Raw genomic sequence first — 19,373 nt, forward strand, 5'->3', positions numbered from 1 at the left:
GTATTTATAATATTTTCGCTAACTGAGCCTAAATTCTATTCAGCTTTAGTTTGAGCTAATTTTTGAATTAATTGTTTACATAATTTAAAGGGAGTGTAAGTTTTGAAGTGTAAAGTTTGTGGAAGCAGTGACTTAGAAGCGTTAGATCTCCAGGATAAATATTACCACTGTCATAATTGTGAGGCGATCTTTATAGATTCGGCTGAAATTGTCGATCAGGCTGAGGAAAAAGAGCGATATGAGGGGCATGATAATAATCATCAAAATGAAGGATATGTCCAGATGTTTCAGGATTTTCTAGATGAAGTTATAGAACCCTATATTGATTTAGATAAAATAAACGATGCTTTAGAATTTGGCTGTGGTCCCGGGCCGGTGCTGGCAGATTTAATTCAGTCCCGTGGCCCTGAAGTTGATCGTTATGATCCTTACTTTTTTCCGGAGAAAGTATTTTCAGACAAAAGATATGATTTAATAACGTCAACTGAAGTTTTTGAACACTTTTCTGACCCGGTTAAGGAAATGGAGCTTTTAACATCTCACCTGCGAGAAAATGCTTATCTGGCAGTAATGACTTCTTTTCATCCTGGACCGGAAGAGTTTGAAGACTGGTGGTATAAATGGGATCCTACCCATATAGTTTTTTATAATCAAAAAACTTTTAAAAAAATTGCTTCAGATTTTGATCTGGAAATAGTTTATACTGATCAAGAAAAATATATTCTTTTTAAAGCTTAGAGGGGGAGAGACTCTTGAAAAAATCTGTCGTACTGGTAAGTGTTATTGTCTTTTTATTTATGTTTTTGACAGCAGTTCAGGCTGAAGAAACTGATGCCTGGCAACAGGCAAAGGAGGAAGGGATACAGTTTCGGGCTGTAGGTAATGAGCCGGGCTGGCTGGTTGAAGTTAAAAGTGATCAGAAAATAAAATTTGTTAATGATTATGGTAATTTAGAGATTAAAGCTCCGGTTGATGACCTCTGGCTTGGACCAGCTGGTGAGGATAAGATCTATTATATTGAAAATGATGTGATTCAGTTTCAGGTAATTATCATGAAAAAAAGTTATCAGGATAGCATGAGTGGAGAAGTGTTTCCCTATCAGGTAAGAGTTGTTTTTCCAAATAAGAGTTATGTCGGTGGAGGTAGGCTGCTAAATGAGCCGGAAGCCGAGAAATAATTGGAAGATGAAAAATAAAATGATACTTTAAAAATATTTTCTGTGTTATCTGTGTTAAATGAAATTTAAATCTTTAAGGAAATATTAAAAATTATAGAAGATTGTCTAAGCGGCTAAGCCCTGAAACTCTAAGGGACTTGAGCCGTTTTATTTTTTTCTGTATCTTTCTTTATTTAAAAAAATTATTTAATGTCTTTACAGCTGTCAATTCAGATGATAGAATAGACAGCAGGATGATTTAAATGAGGTGATTAAAATTAAGGCGGAAGAAAGAAGAAGGCAGCTACTGCAGAGATTAAAAAAATCGAGTCAGGCTTTAATAGGCTCTCTGCTGGCGGAAGAATTTGAAGTCAGCCGTCAGGTTATTGTTCAGGATATAGCACTTCTGAGAGCTCAGGGGGAGAAAATTGTGGCTACCTCGCAGGGTTATTTTTATGAAGCAAATCTCGGACTGCCAACTGTTAAAGCATCTATTGCCTGTAGACATGGTGATCAAAAAGAGCTTAGAGATGAACTTTTAACTGTAGTTAATTATGGTGGGAGAGTTATTGATGTTAAAGTTGAACACCCAATTTACGGGGAACTAAGCGGTAATTTAATGATCAGCAGTGTTGAGGATGTTGAAAAATTCATCCAAAATTATCAGCAGAATAAGGCCGCCCTGCTTTCGGAATTAACTGATGGAGTGCATCTACATACCATTGAAGCTGTTAATGAACAGGTTCTGGAAAAAATTAAAGCTGAATTAAGAGAAAAGGGCTATCTGCTGGAAGAATAAATTTTTGTTTTTACTGTAAAGACAGGTGTAAAGTTATACTGTAATAAAACTGTAAAGTTATACTTAAACAAAACAGGAGGTTATTAGTTTATGGACAGAGAAAAACTGAAAAAACTAAGGAATTTATATTTAGTACTAATTTTGTTACTTGTAGTTTCTGCCTTTATTGTTCCCTATACTCTGCTCAGCTCACTTAATTATTTTTACGGAGCATTTCTGTTCTGGAGTTTTTTTGCACTGGCAGTAATTTATTTAACTATTAAAATCACAACTTACTGGAGGAATGATTGATGCCAACTACATACTTATATATCGCAGTAATTTTATATATTATAGCCGGATCTTTTGTTGCTTTAATGGCCAGGAGAGAGATGAATGAAGGAATTGTAGAATATTTTTTAAGTGGAAGAAATACTGGTGGTTTTGTAGCTGCTCTGTCCTATAGTGCAACTACTTACAGTGCGTTTATGATGATTGGTCTGGCTGGCTTTACCTATTCTGGGGGAGTAGGAGCTCTTGGATTTGAGCTGGTTTATTTATCAGGACTTTCTCTGGTGGCATTCTTTGGGCCCCGTTTCTGGTTGATTGGTAAAAAAAATAATTATGTTTCCCCATATGAAATGCTTGGTGATCGCTACCAGAATCAGTGGATTGCTTTTGCTGCTTCACTTTCGGCCTGTATTTTTTTAATACCTTATCTGGCTGTCCAGCTGATGGGAGTTGGTTATCTTTTAAGTGGGCTTTCGGGAGGTGCTATTCCCTTTGTTTTTGGAGTTGTAATTGCTGTAGTGCTGGCTATTGCCTGGGCTTTAATTGCGGGAATGAAGTCTGTAACCTGGACTGATTCTCTGCAGTCGCTGATTATGATAGTGGTCAGTATTGTTATTTTGTTTTATGTTATTTATCAGCATTTGGGTGGGTTTATAGAATTTTTTGGCTCACTGGCTGCCCTAGAAGGCAAAGTACTCAGTGTTCCTGGCCCTGGATTTTTTAAATTTAAAACCTTTCTGGGTTTAAGTCTGCCCTGGTTTTTCTTTTCTATTTCTAATCCTCAGGTCAGTCAGCGCCTCTTTATCCCCCGTGATCTTAAGGCGATGAAAACCATGATTAAAGGATTTTTGATTTTTGGTTTTATTTACACACTGGTTTCTGTATTCTGGGGTTTTTCTGCTCGTCTTTTAATTCCGGGACTGGCAAACGCAGATCTGGCAACACCAGAACTGCTGGCATCACAATATGTACCGACTGCTCTGGCGCTGGTAGCAATGATTGGAATAACAGCTGCAGCGATTTCAACAATTGATTCGATAATGCTGACCTTATCATCCCTTATAGTTAGAGATATTTTTAAAAATATGGATGACAATCTAGATCAGGATCAGAGTTTAAGGCAGCTTAGAACGGCCAAAATTGCCATTTTGATTATCGCTGTGTTAGGATTTTTCTTTGCCATTCAGGAGCTAAATTTAATTGCTACGCTTTCAGTAGCAGCCTCAATTGGTCTTCTGGTGATTGTTCCTTCGATGTTTGGAGCATTTTTCTGGAAAAAGGCCACAGCTGCAGCTTCTCTAAGCAGTATAATTATCGGTTCAGTGACTGCTCTTTATTTGCAATTTAGCGGCTGGAGCCCACTTGGATATGGGGCTGGAGTCTGGACTTTAATTGTGACAGCTGCTGTTTTTGTATCGGTCAGCTTTTTTACTCAGGCACCGGTTGAGAAGGCAGAAGAGTTTATTGGTTATTTAAATGAAGAGTGTCGAGAGAGAAATATAATTTAGATTATCATATTACAATAAAATACTGTAACTAGAATTTTTAAAGGTATTATAGAGAAAATAAATGGTAAATTGAGCTTGACAAAGTTATTTTAATAAGGTAAAATTAAAAAAACTTGAATTAGAATAAAATATTTAATTAAAAACTGTGATCAGGGAAAGTAATTAAAAATATTTATCTCAGCGAAGCGGGATTAGTGAGAGCCTGCCGGTAAGTATTTTAGTGAAGTTCCCCTGTGAGTTGTCAGCTGAACAAAAAAGTAAGCTTGAACCGGTTGTCTACCGTTATCCTGACAGATTATAGGATTTATTTTTAATTCCCGTAATTGTTGAGTGGGCTATTTAGCCAAAAAGATTGGTACCACGAGTATAACACCCTCGTTCTTTAATTAGAGCGGGGGTTTTTTGTATTTAGACAAAAATCTACATAAACTTACAAGTACCGTGCACCTGTCGGTTTATGTCATAATTTGTTAAATTTATTGGCCAAACAGATTTTTTGATATAATTTGATGGTACATGGTAGCTGTAAAAAGGAGTGAGCAGATGAGTAATTTAGAATATGGATATTTAGGACCACCGGGAACATTTAGTGAAGAGGCAATTTCTAATTATTGTGCCAGGTATGGTGGCAGCACAGCTGCCTGTGGGTCAATTAGAGATATTGTAGAGGCAGTGATAGCAGATCGGGTTGATCTCGGGCTGCTGCCGCTGGAGAACTCACTGGAAGGATCGGTAAACTTAAGTCTTGATCTTTTATATCAACATCCAGAACTTAAACTTTACCGGGAAATTGTACTCCCAATTGAGCAGTATCTATTGGTTCAGCCAGGGGCTGGAAAAGAAGAGATTGAGGAAATTTACAGCCATCCTCAGGCAATTGCTCAGTCAGGAGATTATCTGGCCGCAGAGTTTAAAGATGCGAAAATTATTTATACTGATAGTACTGCTGCAGCAGCAAAAAAAGCACTTTCAGACAGAAAGCGGGCTGCTGTGGGCTCAATCAGGCTGGCTGAGATTTATAAGCTAGAAATTATGGCAGAAAATCTGCAGGGGGATCTACCAAATGCCACCCGTTTTGTTCTGGCAGCGAAAAAGGATAAAGACCTGGGTGCAAATAATCATCTGGGAGAAGCAGCAGCAAGTGATTTTAAAACTTCTATTATCTGTGCTCCTATGGTTAACGAAGCCGGGGTTTTGCATCGGATACTGGGTAAATTTGCGGAAGAAAATATTGATCTGACGAGAATTGAATCCCGGCCAAGCAGGCAGAGACTGGGAGAATATATTTTCTATATTGATTTAAAGGGCTGCAGCAGTGATCAGCACCTGAGCTCAGCTCTGGAGGAGGTAAAAAAGATATCTTCCTATTTTAGACTTTTAGGTTCCTATCCCGGGACAGTTATAGAATAGACTTGGCCGTATAAACTGAAAAAGTGGTTGGATAATTTAAAGTAAGTATTTTTAAAATTAAACTGAAAGCTGAAATTAAAATTAAATATTTGGGCGAAAAAGCGCAATTTTTATTTGACAGAATTAAAATTGCTTGCTATAATACTCATTAAATAAATAAGTTCACCTAAAAACTTTGAAAGAGGATCCAGTAAGCTTACGAGCTGAAATACACCTCTTGAGTTGCCAGCTGAAAGTTAAACTAGTAAGCTAAAATGGCCGTCAGCCGTCGTTACCCGGTGCGGAAGTGTTGGCTTCCAGTAGAGATAATCTGTTATTTAATGAGATTAAAACAGGTGGTACCGCGATTCCAATCGCCCTGACTAAGGGGCGATTTTTTGTATTTTTAGAGGTTTTTTTGTAAATTGTTTTTGGATAAGATTTGGTGGAGTTATTTTCAAAGTTTATTTAGCTATAATTTTAAACAAAATTAGACAAAAACTGACAGGTGCACGGTACGTGAACATTAATAAGCATAAACGAACATAATCAAAAAAGTATTTTAGAAGAGAGGAGAATTAATTATGATAGCAGTATTAAAGAGAGATGCAAGTAGAGAAGACAAGGATCAGGTAATTGAGGTTATTCGTGGTGAAAATTTTGAGGTTCATCCGATTCAGGGGGTTGAAAAAACTGTAGTAGGTGTGCTGGGCGATCCGGCAAGAAAATCAAATTTAAAAGAAAAATTGGAAACAATGGGAGCAGTAGAGAGAGTTGTTTTGATTTCCGATCCCTATAAATTGACCAGCTGGAATTTCAAGCAGGAAAAAACGGTTATCGATCTTGGTGACGGTGTTAAAGTTGGTGGCGATCAGCTGACAGTGATGGCCGGCCCCTGTTCTGTAGAAAATAGAGAGCAGATTATTGAGACAGCTAAAATTGTGAAAGCTGGAGGAGCCCAGATTCTTCGTGGAGGAGCTTTTAAACCGCGTACATCTCCTTATTCTTTTCAGGGACTGGGTGAGGAAGGTTTGAAGCTGATGGCCGAGGCCAGAGAAGAAACCGGGCTCAAGATTGTAACTGAATTGATGGATATTGAACATATAGATGTTGTCTGTAAATATACAGATATTATTCAAATTGGAGCTCGTAACATGCAGAACTATTCTCTTTTGAAGGAAATAGGAAAACTCGATAAACCAGTTATGCTCAAACGCGGAATGGCAGCTACAATTAAAGAATGGCTGCTGGCGGCAGAATATGTGATGAACAATGGTAATCATGATGTAATTCTCTGTGAAAGAGGAGTCAGAACTTTTGGTGAGGAGACAAGAAACACCATGGATTTAAGTTCAATTCCTCTGGTTCAGCAGCTAAGTCATCTGCCGGTGATTGCAGATCCGAGCCATGGTACAGGTCGCTGGGAATTAGTGATCCCAGTTGCCAGAGCAGCCGTTGCGGTTGGAGCAGATGGAGTGATGGTTGAAGTTCATCCTGATCCTCAGAATGCGTTGTCTGATGGTCCTCAATCCCTCAAGCCCAAAAACTATCACTTAATGATGGACGAAATTAAAGCTATTAATAATTCTCTGCACAGTTTTGAATCCAGAGAAAGAAAAATAGCTTATGCCTGAGTTTAAAAAAATAGCTGTTGTTGGAGTTGGGCTGATTGGGGCCTCTCTGGCAGCAGCTTTAAAAAAATCTGATCCCAAACTTGAGATTACAGCAGTTGACAGAAGTGCAGAGACTATTAAAAAAGCAAAAAAATTAGGAATTATCGATCGGGGTTTTAGCGAGATTGCTGATAATTTAAAAGATCAGGATTTAATTTTTATTGCAGTACCGGTAGCAGCAATAAAAACTGTAATTAGAAAAATTAAAGAAGGTGGTGAAAGCCAGCAGCTGCTGGTAGATGCCGGCAGTACCAAAAAAGAAGTGATGATTCAGGCAGCAGAGATTTTAAAAGACAGCCAGAAAATTTTTATCGGTGGACATCCAATGGCCGGTTCTCATAAATCAGGGATAGACTGGCATAATTCAGAGTTATTTAAAGGTGCCCCCTTTATTTTAACTCCCTGGCTTGAGGAGCAACAAGAAATCTCAGAGCAGAAATTAGAATCAGAGCAGAAATTGGAAAAAGGTTCAGAGTTGAGCTTAAAGCTAGAATTGTTGAGGCAGCTGGAGGATTTAATTGAAAAAATTGGGGCCCGGGTCCATATTATATCGGCAGCAGAACATGATCACTGTACAGCATATCTGAGTCATCTGCCCCATCTTTTATCTTCGGCTCTGGTAAACTTAAGCCAGCAGCAGAATTTTAAAGGTGAGTTTTTTGAACTATCGGGAAGTGGTTATCGAGACATGACAAGAATTGCGGGGAGTTCTGCTGAACTCTGGCAGGACATTATACTGTCTAATCGAGATAACCTGGCAGAATTGATTGGAAATTACATAAACGAGCTGAAAGAATTAAAGAAGGATCTGGAAAATAATGATCAGAATAAAATTTATAAATTTCTGGCAAAAGCAGCAGAGATCAAAAATAATACAGAAGAAGCATAAGAATCATAAAAAGCATAAAAAGCATAAAAATCATAAAAAATTTAATGAACTTTTATCAGAATAATAATTATATTAAAGCAGTAATTAAAGAAGAGAGAAATGAGGAGGAAATAAAGTGTTTAAAGTTAATCCAGCAGATAAAATCAGTGGGGAAATTAGAGTACCGGGAGATAAATCAATCTCTCACCGCTCTCTGATTTTGTCTTCAATTGCAGAGGGAGAGAGTAAAATAGAAGGGCTTTTAGAGGCTGAAGACTGTCTGAGTACAATGGGAATTATGCGAGATTTAGGTGTTGAAATTACTAAAGAGCAAAAAGGCAAATATACTGTTCAGGGAAAGGGACTAAATGGTCTTGAGGAAGCCGGAAATGTTTTAGACTGCGGTAATTCAGGTACTTCAATGAGATTGCTGGCAGGTCTGCTGGCTTCACAGGATTTTTATTCAGTGCTTACAGGTGATCATTCTCTGCGTAAAAGGCCAATGCAGCGGATAATTGGACCCCTGTCAGAAATGGGAGCCAAAATTTGGTCCCGCCGGGACGGTTTGGCCCCGTTGAGTATAAAAGGCCAGCAGCTTGAGGGTATGCAATATGAGCTTCCGGTTGCCAGTGCTCAGCTTAAATCTTCAATTTTGCTGGCAGCTCTAAAAACAGAAGCAGAAACAGTTATTATTGAACCTGCTGTTTCCAGAGATCACACTGAGCGGATGCTTAAGGGAGCAGGTATTGATCTAGAAATTCTGGAAGATAGAATTATTCTTAAACAGGCTGAAAAAAGAAGCTTGAAACCATTTGAAATTAAAGTTCCAGGTGATATTTCTTCAGCAGCCTTTTTTATTGCGGCCGGGCTTTTGGCAGCTGAAGGTGAGCTTTTGATTAAAAATGTGGGGATTAATCAAACCCGGAGTGGTTTTCTGGAAGTAGTAGAAGCCATGAATGGGAAAATCGAACTTTTAAACAAAAGAGATCAGGGTGGAGAACCAACGGCAGATATTCTGGTTAAACCCTCCAACTTAGAGGGTACAGAAGTCAGTGGAGAAGTAATACCGCGTTTGATCGATGAGATTCCTATTATTTCTGTCCTGGCAGTTTTTGCAGAGGGTAAAACTGTAATTAAAGATGCCGAAGAATTAAGAGTTAAAGAAACGGACCGGATTAAAGCTGTAGTAAATGAATTTAGACGTTTGGGAATAGAAATTGGAGAAAATGAAGATGGAATGGAAATTAAAGGACCCCAGCAGGTTGAAGGTGGAATTGAAGTTGAAAGTTATCACGACCATCGAATTGCAATGTCGCTGGCTGTAATGGCCTTGAATTCTAAAGAGGGAATTGCAATCAATGGCAGCGAAATTATTGCTACTTCTTTTCCCAATTTTAAAGAGCTATTAGCAGAGGTGATTGGATGAAAAAATTAATTGCTGGAATTCCAACTGAAATTAAGGAGATGAGCCGCTATCGGGCTGGCAAAAGCATTGAAGAGGTTAAAGAGGAGTATGGGCTGAAAAAAATAGTTAAACTTGCTTCTAACGAAAATCCACTGGGGCCTTCAATTCAGGTTATTGATGTAATTCAGTCAGAGGCTAAAAATGTCTGTCTTTATCCTGATTCGGACAGTAGAGAGTTAAAAACAGCACTGGCTGATAAATATCAGCTGGCTGAAAATAAAATTTTTCTGGGTAATGGGTCTGACGAAATTTTAGATCTTTTAATGACTTTGATTTTAAATCCAGGTGATGAGGTTATTCAGGCAGATCCAGCCTTTATAAAGTATGAGCTGGCAGTCAAATCAAGAGGCGGCAGTAGTGTTAAAGTTCCGCTGGCTGAAGATTACAGACATGATCTGCAGGCGATGGAAGCAGAAATCAACGATAATACTAAGGCGATTTTTATCTGCAACCCCAATAACCCGACCGGTACAATGCTGGACCGGGAAGAAATTGAAAATTTTCTGGAAAGGGTATCAGATGAGATACTTATAATAATTGACCAGGCTTATCAGGAATATATAACAGCCAGTGCTCCCTTTGATGGGATTGAATTACTGGATAAGTATTCGAATTTAATGTTGATGCGTACTTTCTCCAAAGCATATGGTCTGGCAGGAATGAGAATTGGTTATGCCCTTGCGGATCCCGAGTTAATAGATTATTTAAATCGGATTAGAGGTCCTTTTAATGTTAATCGACTGGCCCAGAAAGCGGCAGTGGCAGCCCTGGAGTCGGAATCGCATTTAAAAACCTGTCAGGATTTAAATAACAGAGAAAAGCAATTTCTCTATAACCAATTTGCTGAACTGGGACTTGAGTATATAGAGACAGAGTCTAATTTTATGATGGTTAATACAGAAATGCCAGCAGTAGAAGTTTTTAAGAAGCTGCAGCAGCGGGGAGTAATAATTAGACCGGGCCATCAGTTTGGGATGGAAAATTGGATTAGAGTGACTGTAGGTAATCGGGCCGATAATGAATTTTTTATCAGGAACTTAAAAAAAGTATTAGCAGAGAGGGATGAGTAATATGATAGCTGTATTAAAGCGAGGAGCAACAAAGGCTGATGAAAAGAAAGTAATTGAGTTAATTGAAGAAGCTGGTTTTTCTGCCCATCCGGACACAGGAGCTGAAACTACAATTGTTGGAGTAGTAGGAGTAGCACCGGAAAAAAAAGTAAATTTAAAAGAGAAGCTGCAGGTTATGAGCTGTGTGGATAAAGTAGTAGTAATTTCCGATCCCTATAAACTTACCAGCTGGAATTTTAAGCAGGATAAAACGGTGATTGATCTTGGTGATGGAGTTAAGGTAGGTGGAAATGAACTAACAGTAATGGCAGGTCCCTGTTCGGTAGAAAATGAGGAGCAGATGCTGGAGACAGCTCGAGTAGTTAAAGAAGCAGGTGCCAAGATACTGCGCGGAGGAGCTTTTAAACCAAGAACATCCCCCTATTCTTTTCAGGGTCTGGGAGAAGAAGGTCTTAAACTCTTAGCAAAGGCCAGAGAAGAAACAGGCCTCAAAGTTATTACAGAATTGATGGATATTGAGCATATAGATGTGGTCTGCAAATATACAGATATTATTCAGATAGGGGCCCGAAACATGCAGAATTATGCCCTTTTAAAAGAAATTGGCAAACTTGATAAACCTGTAATGCTTAAGCGAGGTATGGCAGCAACAATTAAGGAATGGCTGCTGGCTGCTGAGTATGTAATGAATGAAGGAAATCATCAGGTTATTTTATGTGAAAGAGGTGTCAGAACTTTTGGTGAAGAAACCAGAAACACTATGGATTTAAGTTCGATACCCTTAGTTCAGCAGTTAAGTCATCTGCCGGTTATAGCAGATCCCAGTCATGGTACTGGACGCTGGGAACTGGTGATCCCGGTTGCCAGAGCAGCTGCTGCAGTTGGTGCAGATGGAATTATGGTTGAAGTCCATCCCCACCCGGAGAATGCGCTTTCGGATGGTCCCCAGTCTTTAAAACCTGACAACTTTAGACTGCTGATGGATGAGTTAAGTGCAATAACTAATTCTCTTAAATCATTTCGATCAAGAGAAAAGAAAATTGCCTATGAATAAAATTTACTGCTAATTTTTGGTGGTAAATATTTAGCAGTTGGTGTTATCAGGAATTTCTAAAAGGAGGGAAAATTTTGTTTGAATATTTAACGGCTGGCGAATCCCACGGGCCAAGATTAACAGCAATAATTAAAAGTCTGCCTGCGGGTCTTAAAGTAGAAGTTGAAGCAGTAAATGAGCAATTATTTAGAAGACAGCAGGGTTATGGTCGTGGTGGTCGGATGAAAATAGAAAGTGATCAGGTAATAATCAATTCGGGTCTGCGGCATAAAGAGACTCTCGGTACCCCGCTCAGTATGACTATTGAAAATAAGGACTGGCAAAACTGGGTGGAAGTAATGGCACCTGATAAAGAAGCTGAGGCAGATATGGAAGCCCTGACTAATCCTCGACCGGGGCATGCTGATCTGCCGGGAGCCTTAAAATATAATCATCGGGATCTGCGCAATGTACTGGAAAGAGCCAGTGCTCGCGAAACTGCAGCTCGAACTGCGGTTGGAGCAGTAGCCCGACAGTTTTTAAATCAGTTTGATATCAATATTTACAGTCATGTAATCCAGATTGGCAACTTAAAAAGTGAGACCTGGACAGATATTAAAGCAAAAGATCCCGAACGTTTTAAACGGGAGTCTGATATTAAGGAATATTTTGACGAACTTGATAAAACAGAACTTCGCTGTGGAGATACTGCTAGAACTGAGGCCATGAAGCATTTAATTGATTCCTGGCGAGCCAATGGGGATTCAGTTGGAGGAGTATTCGAAATTGTTGTTACCGGCCTCCCGGTTGGATTGGGCAGCCATGTTCACTGGGATTTAAAGCTGGAAAGTAAGCTGGCAGCTCAGTTGATGGGAATTCAGGCAATTAAAGGTGTGGAAATTGGAGCTGGCTTTAAGGGGGCTGGACTTCCGGGTTCCAAGGCTCATGATGAAATCTTTTATAATCTTGACCGGGGTTTTTATCGAAAGTCAAATCAGGCAGGTGGAATTGAAGGTGGAATCAGCAATGGGGAAGAGTTAATTATTCGACTGGCGATGAAGCCAATCCCTACTCTGGCAAAACCCCTGCACTCTGCTGATATAATTTCCAAAAAAGAAACTACAGCAGCCAAAGAGCGTTCTGATGTCTGTGCTGTACCAGCGGCAAGTATAGTTGGAGAAGCGGTTACTGCTTCTGTGCTGGCCAGTAGTACAGCCGAAAAATTTGGTGGAGACAGTATGCAGGAAATCAAACGCAATTATGACAGTTATCTTGAACAGCTGAGAAAGTTTTAAATAGTTCTAATCTTTCTCTCACATTTTCATCACATTTCTGACTTATACTATTAACAGATAAATAAAAAATACTTAATCAAATTATTTTTATGGTTAGGTTAATAGTAATTTTAAAGGGAGTGCTTATATTTAATGAAGAAAATTTTAGTTTCACTTTTATTGATAACTGTTCTGATGGTTCCAACAGCTGTTATGGCTCAGCAGATGAATGGAGAACCCGCTGATCCTTCTCTAAGTAAGAATCTTAATGCTAATAAAGTTGTGGCTACTGTAAATGGAGAAAAGATTACTTCTCAGCAGCTGGCAAAGCAGGCAAAAGTTAATCAGATTTTACAGCAGGTAAGTCAGGTTGATCAGCAGCTGGCACAGATTTTAGCGAGTTCTGAAGCAGGTAATTCTGTATTAAAGAAACTACAGCAGGCTAAGTTAGATAGTTTAATTGATAATGTACTGCTGGAACAGGCAGCAGAAGAATCGGACATTAATCTGACACAGGCAGAAAAAGACAAAATTTATCAGCAGCAGAAATCAGCTATCTTAAAAAAGAATCAAATGGACGAAAAACAGTTCCTGTCTATTCTTAAACAGCAGGGTTATAAAAATGAGGCTGCCTATAAAAAAGAATTTACTAATAATCCTCAGATTAAGATAAATAAATTAATTGAGGAAAAAGTGCTGGCTGATATTAAAGTTAGCGAAAAAGAACTGCAGCAGGCTTATGATAAAAATAAAGAAGCCCTGGCACAGAATGGAAAGGATACTTCTTTTAAAGAATTAAAGCCTCGTTTAAAAAAGATGCTCAAACAGCAGAAGCAGAGTAAGGCAATCAATCAGTATTTAGCTAAACTGAGAGAAGATGCCAAAATTGAAAAGAATATTTAGTTAAAACTTCCTTAGATAAAGATTATCTAGATTAAGTCCTGCCTAAAAGCAGGGCTTTTTTCTTTATGTTATAATTAGTGTGAGTTGATAAACTTTAAAGCTAAAATTACAGAATAAGGAAGTGGCAGTATGAGCGGCAAAAAGGTTCTGATAATTGATGATGATCCACATATTAGAGAGATACTCGAAGATTATATTAAATTTGAAGGTTTTAGTGTTATAGCAGCTGAAGATACTGAAAAAGGATACCGGATTTTAAAAAAACAGTCAGTTGATATTTTAATTCTGGATATTATGCTGCCCGATGAGAATGGTTGGGAGTTCTGTCAGCGGATTAGACCGGAATTTGATCTACCAATTATTTTTCTCAGTGCCAAAGATGAAGCTGCAGATAAGATAACTGGACTTGAACTGGGAGCAGATGATTATATCAGCAAACCATTTAGCCCGCGGGAGGTTGTGGCCCGGATTAAGGCTGTTTTAAGAAGATATCAAAAAAATACAGAAAAACCCGGACAGCTTCAATTTGGTGATCTTTTAATTAACAAAGAAGAACATTATATCAAATATCAGGGAGATTTTATTGAACTAACACCGAAAGAATTTTCTCTGCTCTGGCACCTGGCTCAGAATCCAAAAAAAGTTTTTAGACGGGAAAATCTGCTAAAGGCTGTCTGGGGTTATGATTATTTTGGAGATGCCCGAACTGTAGATACTCATATCAAATCACTGCGAAAAAAACTGGGTGATGCTGCAGCAGCAATTGAGACAGTCTGGGGGGTAGGATATAAATTTGAAGCCGAAAAACTGGAAGACAAATAGTCTATTTAGCAAATTGTTTTTTAGATTTATAGTTCTTTCGCTGATTATCATAGTTGTCTTTGGCCTGATTATTATCTTTTATTTAGAAGATTTTCTTTATAACCGGCGTGAAAATGAAGTTTTATATAATTTGAATCAGTTAAAAACAGATTTAAAACAACTCTTGATTACCGGCGAGGAAGAAGAGATAAATAAAATACTTAGTCTCACCGCTCGCCAAAATAGGGGTCAGATCTGGTTAACAGATAGTAAAGGAAATATAATTTACAGTTATCCCGGCAGGATAGATGAGCGGGTCGACTTTGAAGGTTATAATCAGATTTTTAATAACAAATTGCTTTCCAGCCGGGTAGATTCAGCTCAATTTGAACGGCCAATGCTTTTAAACGCTGCTGCCATGGAAGTTGCTGGAGAAAAGTATGGTCTGCTCTTTTTTACTTCTGTCCAGGGGATTAATTCAACAGTGGACCAGATTCAAAAAATTATGCTCTATTTGGCTCTTTTTTCAGCGCTTCCTGCGCTGCTGCTTGCCTATTTCTGGGCCAGAAGTATTTCCAATCCTCTCAAAAATATTAGTAAAACTGCTGAAGAAATCAGCCGGGGTAATTTTTTGGAAATAAATACTTCGCAAAACACTAAAGAATTGAAAAATCTGGCAGAGAGTATCAACGATATGTCAAAAACTCTGGCCCAAAATATGAACAATTTAAAAGAAGAAAGAAATAAACTAAACTATATTCTCTCCGGGATGGAAGAGGGGGTGCTGGCTCTAAATTCCGATCGGGAAATAATTTTACTAAATCAATCATTTGCAGACCTTTTTATTGCTCCTCCTGCTGCTGAACTGAATAATCAGCAGGAAATTTCGGAACTGCTAAATAACCGGCAGGTAATTGAGTTTATAGAAACGAGTATGCAAAAAAAGGAAAGCAGAAGTCTCGAAATTAAGCTGCCAGAAGCTGAAAAATATCTGCTGCTGCACAGTACAGCAATTTTTAGAGATAGCAAATTCTGGGGGACTGTCATTATTTTTCAGGATATTTCAGAGAGGTGGCGTTTTGAAAAACTCCAGAGTGACTTTGTGGCCAATGTTTCTCATGAGTTGAGAACCCCACTTTCCTCAATTAGAGGAGCTGCCGAGATTGTTTACGATGGTGCAGTTAGTAGAAAAAAGGCCAAAGAAAAATATTTAAATATGATTATAGAAGAAAGCAATAGGCTGGAAACTATGGTAAATAAGATTCTGAGTATTTCGGAGTTAAAAACTGATATACTCAGACGGACAGAAATAAATTTCTCTAAATTTGTTTTTAATATGCTTCAGGATTATCAAAAAGTCAATGAAGTGCAACAGGAAATTGATTTTCAGATTGAAGCAGGTATCGAAATTAATGCTGATGCTGACAAGATCAAAAGGGTAATAATTAATTTGCTGGATAATGCAGTAAAATATTCGCCGACTGCTGGCAAAATTGTTATCAAATTAGCTGAAACAGATTTGTCGGTAAAATTTATAGTGCGGGATCAGGGACCCGGAGTACCCGAGGAAGAAAGAAAAAATATCTGGGAAAGATTTTATAAAGTTAATCAAAAGGGTTTTCAGAGTCAGATAAGAGGTAGTGGTCTGGGTCTGGCGATTGTTAAAGATATTATAGAACTGCATGGGGGCAGGGTTTATCAAAAAAATCTAGATTCAGGTTCAGAATTTGCCTTTCAGCTTCCTAAAAATAATAATTTTTAAGCTGCTGGAAGTTTATCGGCTTAATGTAAAAGAATTACTTACAATTTGATAGTTTTGCTGATATAATTAAAAAGAATAAAATTTCTTAAGGAGGCATTATAGATGAGTGAAGAAAAAAAGAATGAAAATGCATATCAGGCCAAAAATGCCTGGTCAGAAATGGGTGAAGAAGAGAGAGAAGAAGTTTTTGCCTTTAATGAAGCTTATGCAAAATTTTTAAGTGAAAACAAAACCGAAAGGGAATTTGCTTCTGCAGCAATTGCTGAACTGGAAGCGGCCGGTTTTAAAAATATTAATCAGTTTAAAAGTCTAAAAAAGGGAGATAAAGTTTATGTAGAGAATCGCTCCCGGGCTTTAATGGCAGCTGTAATTGGGGAAAAAGATTTGAAAGAAGGTCTGAAAATTGTCGGCAGCCATATTGATTCTCCAAGGCTTGATTTAAAGCCAAACCCACTTTACGAAGATGGAGAAATGGCAATGTTTAAGACTCACTATTATGGTGGAGTTAAAAAATATCAGTGGGTAACTATGCCGCTAGCTCTGCACGGGGTAGTTGTTAAAGATGACGGAACTCAGATAGAAATAAGTATTGGTGAAAAAGAAGATGACCCTGTTTTCTTTATCAGTGATGTTCTGCCACATCTGGGTAAAAGTCAGATGAAAAAATCAATGAGTGAGGGTATCAGTGGTGAGCAGTTAAATGTTGTTATTGGAAGCATCCCGGTTGCTGATGAAGATGCAAAAGAAAAAATTAAAGAAGCTGTTTTAAATCATTTAAAATCCGAATATGATTTTAAGGAAGAGGACTTTATCAGTGCTGATCTGCAGGTGGTTCCAGCGTTTAAGACCAGAGATGCAGGTTTTGATAGAGGTCTGCTGGCTGGTTATGGACATGATGATCGAGTCTGCAGTTATACAGCTTTAGAAGCTATTCTGGATGTAAAAGATCCTGAATATACTTCGGTAGTTTTACTGATGGACCGGGAGGAAGTCGGCAGTATGGGTTCAACCGGTATGCAGTCTCACTTTTTTGAAGATCAGGTGGCCAATCTGGTAGATCTTTACTATAATGATTACAGCGAATTAATGGTGCGTAAGGTTATGCAGAATTCGAAGGTTTTATCTGCAGATGTAAATGCAGCCTATGATCCTGACTTTGCTGAAGTCTATGCCAAACATAATTCGGCTTATCTGGGTAAAGGGATTGTTATTTCAAAGTATACTGGAGCCCGTGGAAAAGCTGGAGCTTCTGAGGCCAGTGCAGAATTCATGGGAGAAGTTAGAGGTCTCTTTAATAATGCTGGTGTTATCTGGCAGACAGCAGAGCTCGGCAAAATTGATGAAGGTGGTGGTGGAACCATTGCCCAATTTTTGGCCAATTATAATATGGATGTAGTTGACTGTGGACCGGCTGTGCTTTCCATGCATTCTCCCTATGAGGTAGTTAGTAAGGCTGATGTTTATCATTCCTATTTAGCTTATAATGTGTTTTTAGAAAAATAAATTGTTTAAATTTTGATTTTAACACAGGAGAGGCCGCTGATGCTTCTTCTGTGTTTTGAAATTTAATTTAGGAAAATGTTAATTGCTTAACTTTAATTAAAATTATATCGTATATAATAGATGTTGTAAGTCAAAATGAAATTAAAATTTCTAGGCCATAATTAAAGTTAAAAATTAATAATACCAGGGAGTGATATATAATGGCAAAGATTGATCAGGAAGAAAAAAACAAAATTAAAGAACTGTTCTCTAAAAATTTAAAAGACGAAGTAAATTTACTTTTCTTTTCTCAGGAGGAAGGCTGTCAGTACTGTGAAGATACAGAAGAAATTCTGGCAGAAGTTACAGCTTTAGATGAAAGAGTAAATTTTGAAAAACATTTACTTGGCAGCGAAAAGGCTGAAGAACTAGGCATTGATAGAGCACCTGCAATTATTTTCTTAAATAATGAGGGTCAGGACAGCGGAGTTCATTTTTATGGAATTCCTTCAGGTTATGAGTTTACTTCTTTAATTGAAGATATTTTGGATATGTCTGATAAAGAAAGAATTGATCTATCTGAAGATATCAAAAAAGAAATTCAGGAACTTGATTCTGACGTACTGCTGCAGGTATTTATTACTCCTACCTGTCCTTATTGTCCACGTGCGGTTAGAGTTGCTCATCAAATGGCAATGCTTAACCCCAGAGTTAGAGGAGAAATGGTAGAAGCAATGGAATTTGAAGAGCTATCTTCCAGCTTTAATGTATCAGGAGTACCAAAAACAGTGATTAACTCCGGTGCAGATGAGCAGGTTGGTGCTGTGCCAGCGAAAACAATTCTGAAAAAAGTTCAGGATTTAGCTGTAGCAGCCAGCTAAGATAAAGACTTTGTATTTTTGTTTACTTGCAGCTGGTGCAAAAGGGGTTTTGTACCGGCTGTAAAAAAATTTTATTAACACAACAGGAGGAAATTCAAAAATGAGTAAACCGGTAAAAGTAACAGATGGGAACTTCAGTCGTGAAGTTTTAAGAGCTGACAAAAAAGTTTTAGTTGATTTTTGGGCAGAATGGTGTGGACCATGTAGAATGGTAGCACCCGTTGTAGAGGATATCGCCAGAGAATACAGTGATCAGATTAAGGTTGCTAAATTAAATGTTGACGAAAATCAGTCTACTGCTTCCAGATATGGAATTATGAGTATTCCAACTATGCTGGTAATGGAAGACGGTAAGGTTAAAGATAAGCTGGTAGGTTATATGCCTAAAGATAAACTGGCTAAAAAACTTGGCTTAAAATAATAAAATTTTTGCTTGATTTATAAGCCTCCCTTTTTATATTATTATAGAAAGGGAGCTTTTTTATATTTTTCTTGCTAATAACCCTGTAAAAGTTTTAAGTTTTATGATAAAATTAAGATTGATTAAAAAAGGAGGGTTATCAGTGCAGCGTTTATTAATAATACATACACCTGATGCTGATCTTAAGGATATAGCAGAGGGTATAAAAGAAGGGGCAGAATCACAGGGGTTTAGAGTTGACATAAAAAATACAAAAGATGTGGGAAATGGAGTCTCCTTTTATCCCTACGATTTAATTCTGGCAGGCAGTCCAACCAGGGGGATTTTTAGAGGGAAGATAGATGAATCATTAAGTTCATTTCTTTCTAAAGCCAAACGTACTGTCGGAAAAGATGCTGTCGCCTATGTTAAACCTCGTTTTTTTGCAACCAATAAGGCTTTAAAGAAGGTAATGGCTGCTCTTGAATCACAGGGCTGTATAGTTAAGAATTTTAAGGCAATTAAGAACCACCAGTCAGCAGTAGAATTTGGTAAAAATATTAAAATATAGAATTTAAAAACCGCAGTTAAAATTTGGGCTGTGGTTTTTTCAAATTATAAAATTCTGGAGTGAATTA

General features: G+C 37.9%; 19 protein-coding genes and 1 other annotated feature. All 19 genes read left to right on the forward strand.

The features are described 5' to 3' along the window. Positions 1-102 precede the first annotated feature (102 nt). The 19 genes from BW929_RS04280 to BW929_RS04370 all read left to right on the forward strand — a co-directional run bounded on the left by BW929_RS04280 (position 103) and on the right by BW929_RS04370 (position 19,306). Positions 103-738 (forward strand): class I SAM-dependent methyltransferase, encoded by a 636-nt coding sequence (locus BW929_RS04280; RefSeq protein ID WP_076544148.1) that lies wholly within the window; start codon positions 103-105, stop codon positions 736-738. Between the two features lie 14 nt (positions 739-752). After that, positions 753-1,178: a hypothetical protein gene (locus BW929_RS04285; protein WP_076544149.1), complete on the forward strand. Its 426-nt coding sequence runs from the start codon at positions 753-755 to the stop codon at positions 1,176-1,178. A 256-nt stretch (positions 1,179-1,434) separates the two neighbouring features. After that, positions 1,435-1,956: a transcription repressor NadR gene (locus BW929_RS04290; protein WP_076544209.1), complete on the forward strand. Its 522-nt coding sequence runs from the start codon at positions 1,435-1,437 to the stop codon at positions 1,954-1,956. A 90-nt stretch (positions 1,957-2,046) separates the two neighbouring features. After that, the gene (locus BW929_RS04295) at positions 2,047-2,247 is read left to right on the forward strand and encodes a hypothetical protein (protein ID WP_076544150.1); all 201 of its coding nucleotides are present in this window, start codon (positions 2,047-2,049) and stop codon (positions 2,245-2,247) included. Further along, entirely contained in the window at positions 2,247-3,734 is a 1,488-nt protein-coding gene (locus tag BW929_RS04300) for a sodium:solute symporter family protein (RefSeq protein WP_076544151.1), read from the forward strand. The genes BW929_RS04295 and BW929_RS04300 overlap by 1 nt, the downstream gene beginning before the upstream one ends. Before the next feature lie 136 nt (positions 3,735-3,870). Continuing rightward, positions 3,871-4,119: a binding site (T-box leader), on the forward strand. Between the two features lie 158 nt (positions 4,120-4,277). Then, entirely contained in the window at positions 4,278-5,144 is an 867-nt protein-coding gene (gene pheA / locus BW929_RS04305) for a prephenate dehydratase (protein WP_076544152.1), read from the forward strand. A 563-nt stretch (positions 5,145-5,707) separates the two neighbouring features. Continuing rightward, complete coding sequence (aroF, locus tag BW929_RS04310) at positions 5,708-6,757, forward strand: 3-deoxy-7-phosphoheptulonate synthase (RefSeq protein ID WP_076544153.1); 1,050 nt, start codon at positions 5,708-5,710, stop codon at positions 6,755-6,757. Beyond that, positions 6,750-7,685, forward strand: coding sequence for a prephenate dehydrogenase (locus BW929_RS04315; protein ID WP_076544154.1), 936 nt, complete (start codon positions 6,750-6,752; stop codon positions 7,683-7,685). Before aroF (BW929_RS04310) ends, BW929_RS04315 begins: the two co-directional genes overlap by 8 nt. 115 nt (positions 7,686-7,800) lie before the next feature. Beyond that, positions 7,801-9,090: a 3-phosphoshikimate 1-carboxyvinyltransferase gene (aroA, locus tag BW929_RS04320; protein ID WP_076544155.1), complete on the forward strand. Its 1,290-nt coding sequence runs from the start codon at positions 7,801-7,803 to the stop codon at positions 9,088-9,090. After that, positions 9,087-10,199, forward strand: coding sequence for a histidinol-phosphate transaminase (gene hisC, locus BW929_RS04325; RefSeq protein ID WP_076544156.1), 1,113 nt, complete (start codon positions 9,087-9,089; stop codon positions 10,197-10,199). The genes aroA and hisC overlap by 4 nt, the downstream gene beginning before the upstream one ends. A 1-nt stretch (position 10,200) precedes the next feature. Further along, positions 10,201-11,253 (forward strand): 3-deoxy-7-phosphoheptulonate synthase, encoded by a 1,053-nt coding sequence (gene aroF, locus BW929_RS04330; RefSeq protein ID WP_076544157.1) that lies wholly within the window; start codon positions 10,201-10,203, stop codon positions 11,251-11,253. 74 nt (positions 11,254-11,327) lie between these two features. Beyond that, entirely contained in the window at positions 11,328-12,527 is a 1,200-nt protein-coding gene (gene aroC, locus BW929_RS04335; protein ID WP_076544158.1) for a chorismate synthase, read from the forward strand. Between the two features lie 132 nt (positions 12,528-12,659). After that, the gene (locus BW929_RS04340; RefSeq protein WP_076544159.1) at positions 12,660-13,409 is read left to right on the forward strand and encodes a SurA N-terminal domain-containing protein; all 750 of its coding nucleotides are present in this window, start codon (positions 12,660-12,662) and stop codon (positions 13,407-13,409) included. Positions 13,410-13,538: 129 nt separating this feature from the next. Next, on the forward strand, positions 13,539-14,231 hold the full coding sequence (locus BW929_RS04345; protein ID WP_076544160.1) for a response regulator transcription factor: 693 nt from the start codon (positions 13,539-13,541) through the stop codon (positions 14,229-14,231). After that, the gene (locus tag BW929_RS04350) at positions 14,203-15,972 is read left to right on the forward strand and encodes a sensor histidine kinase (RefSeq protein ID WP_076544161.1); all 1,770 of its coding nucleotides are present in this window, start codon (positions 14,203-14,205) and stop codon (positions 15,970-15,972) included. Before BW929_RS04345 ends, BW929_RS04350 begins: the two co-directional genes overlap by 29 nt. A 102-nt stretch (positions 15,973-16,074) precedes the next feature. After that, positions 16,075-17,475: an aminopeptidase gene (locus BW929_RS04355; RefSeq protein WP_076544162.1), complete on the forward strand. Its 1,401-nt coding sequence runs from the start codon at positions 16,075-16,077 to the stop codon at positions 17,473-17,475. Between the two features lie 200 nt (positions 17,476-17,675). Beyond that, positions 17,676-18,335, forward strand: a complete 660-nt coding sequence (pdo, locus tag BW929_RS04360; RefSeq protein ID WP_076544163.1) for a protein disulfide oxidoreductase — start codon at positions 17,676-17,678, stop codon at positions 18,333-18,335. Between the two features lie 100 nt (positions 18,336-18,435). After that, the gene (gene trxA, locus BW929_RS04365; protein ID WP_076544164.1) at positions 18,436-18,756 is read left to right on the forward strand and encodes a thioredoxin; all 321 of its coding nucleotides are present in this window, start codon (positions 18,436-18,438) and stop codon (positions 18,754-18,756) included. A gap of 142 nt (positions 18,757-18,898) precedes the next feature. After that, positions 18,899-19,306: a hypothetical protein gene (locus BW929_RS04370; RefSeq protein WP_076544165.1), complete on the forward strand. Its 408-nt coding sequence runs from the start codon at positions 18,899-18,901 to the stop codon at positions 19,304-19,306. The last annotated feature ends 67 nt before the right edge of the window (positions 19,307-19,373 follow it).

This window comes from Halanaerobium kushneri, from assembly GCF_900156285.1.
Lineage (GTDB): Bacteria > Bacillota > Halanaerobiia > Halanaerobiales > Halanaerobiaceae > Halanaerobium > Halanaerobium kushneri.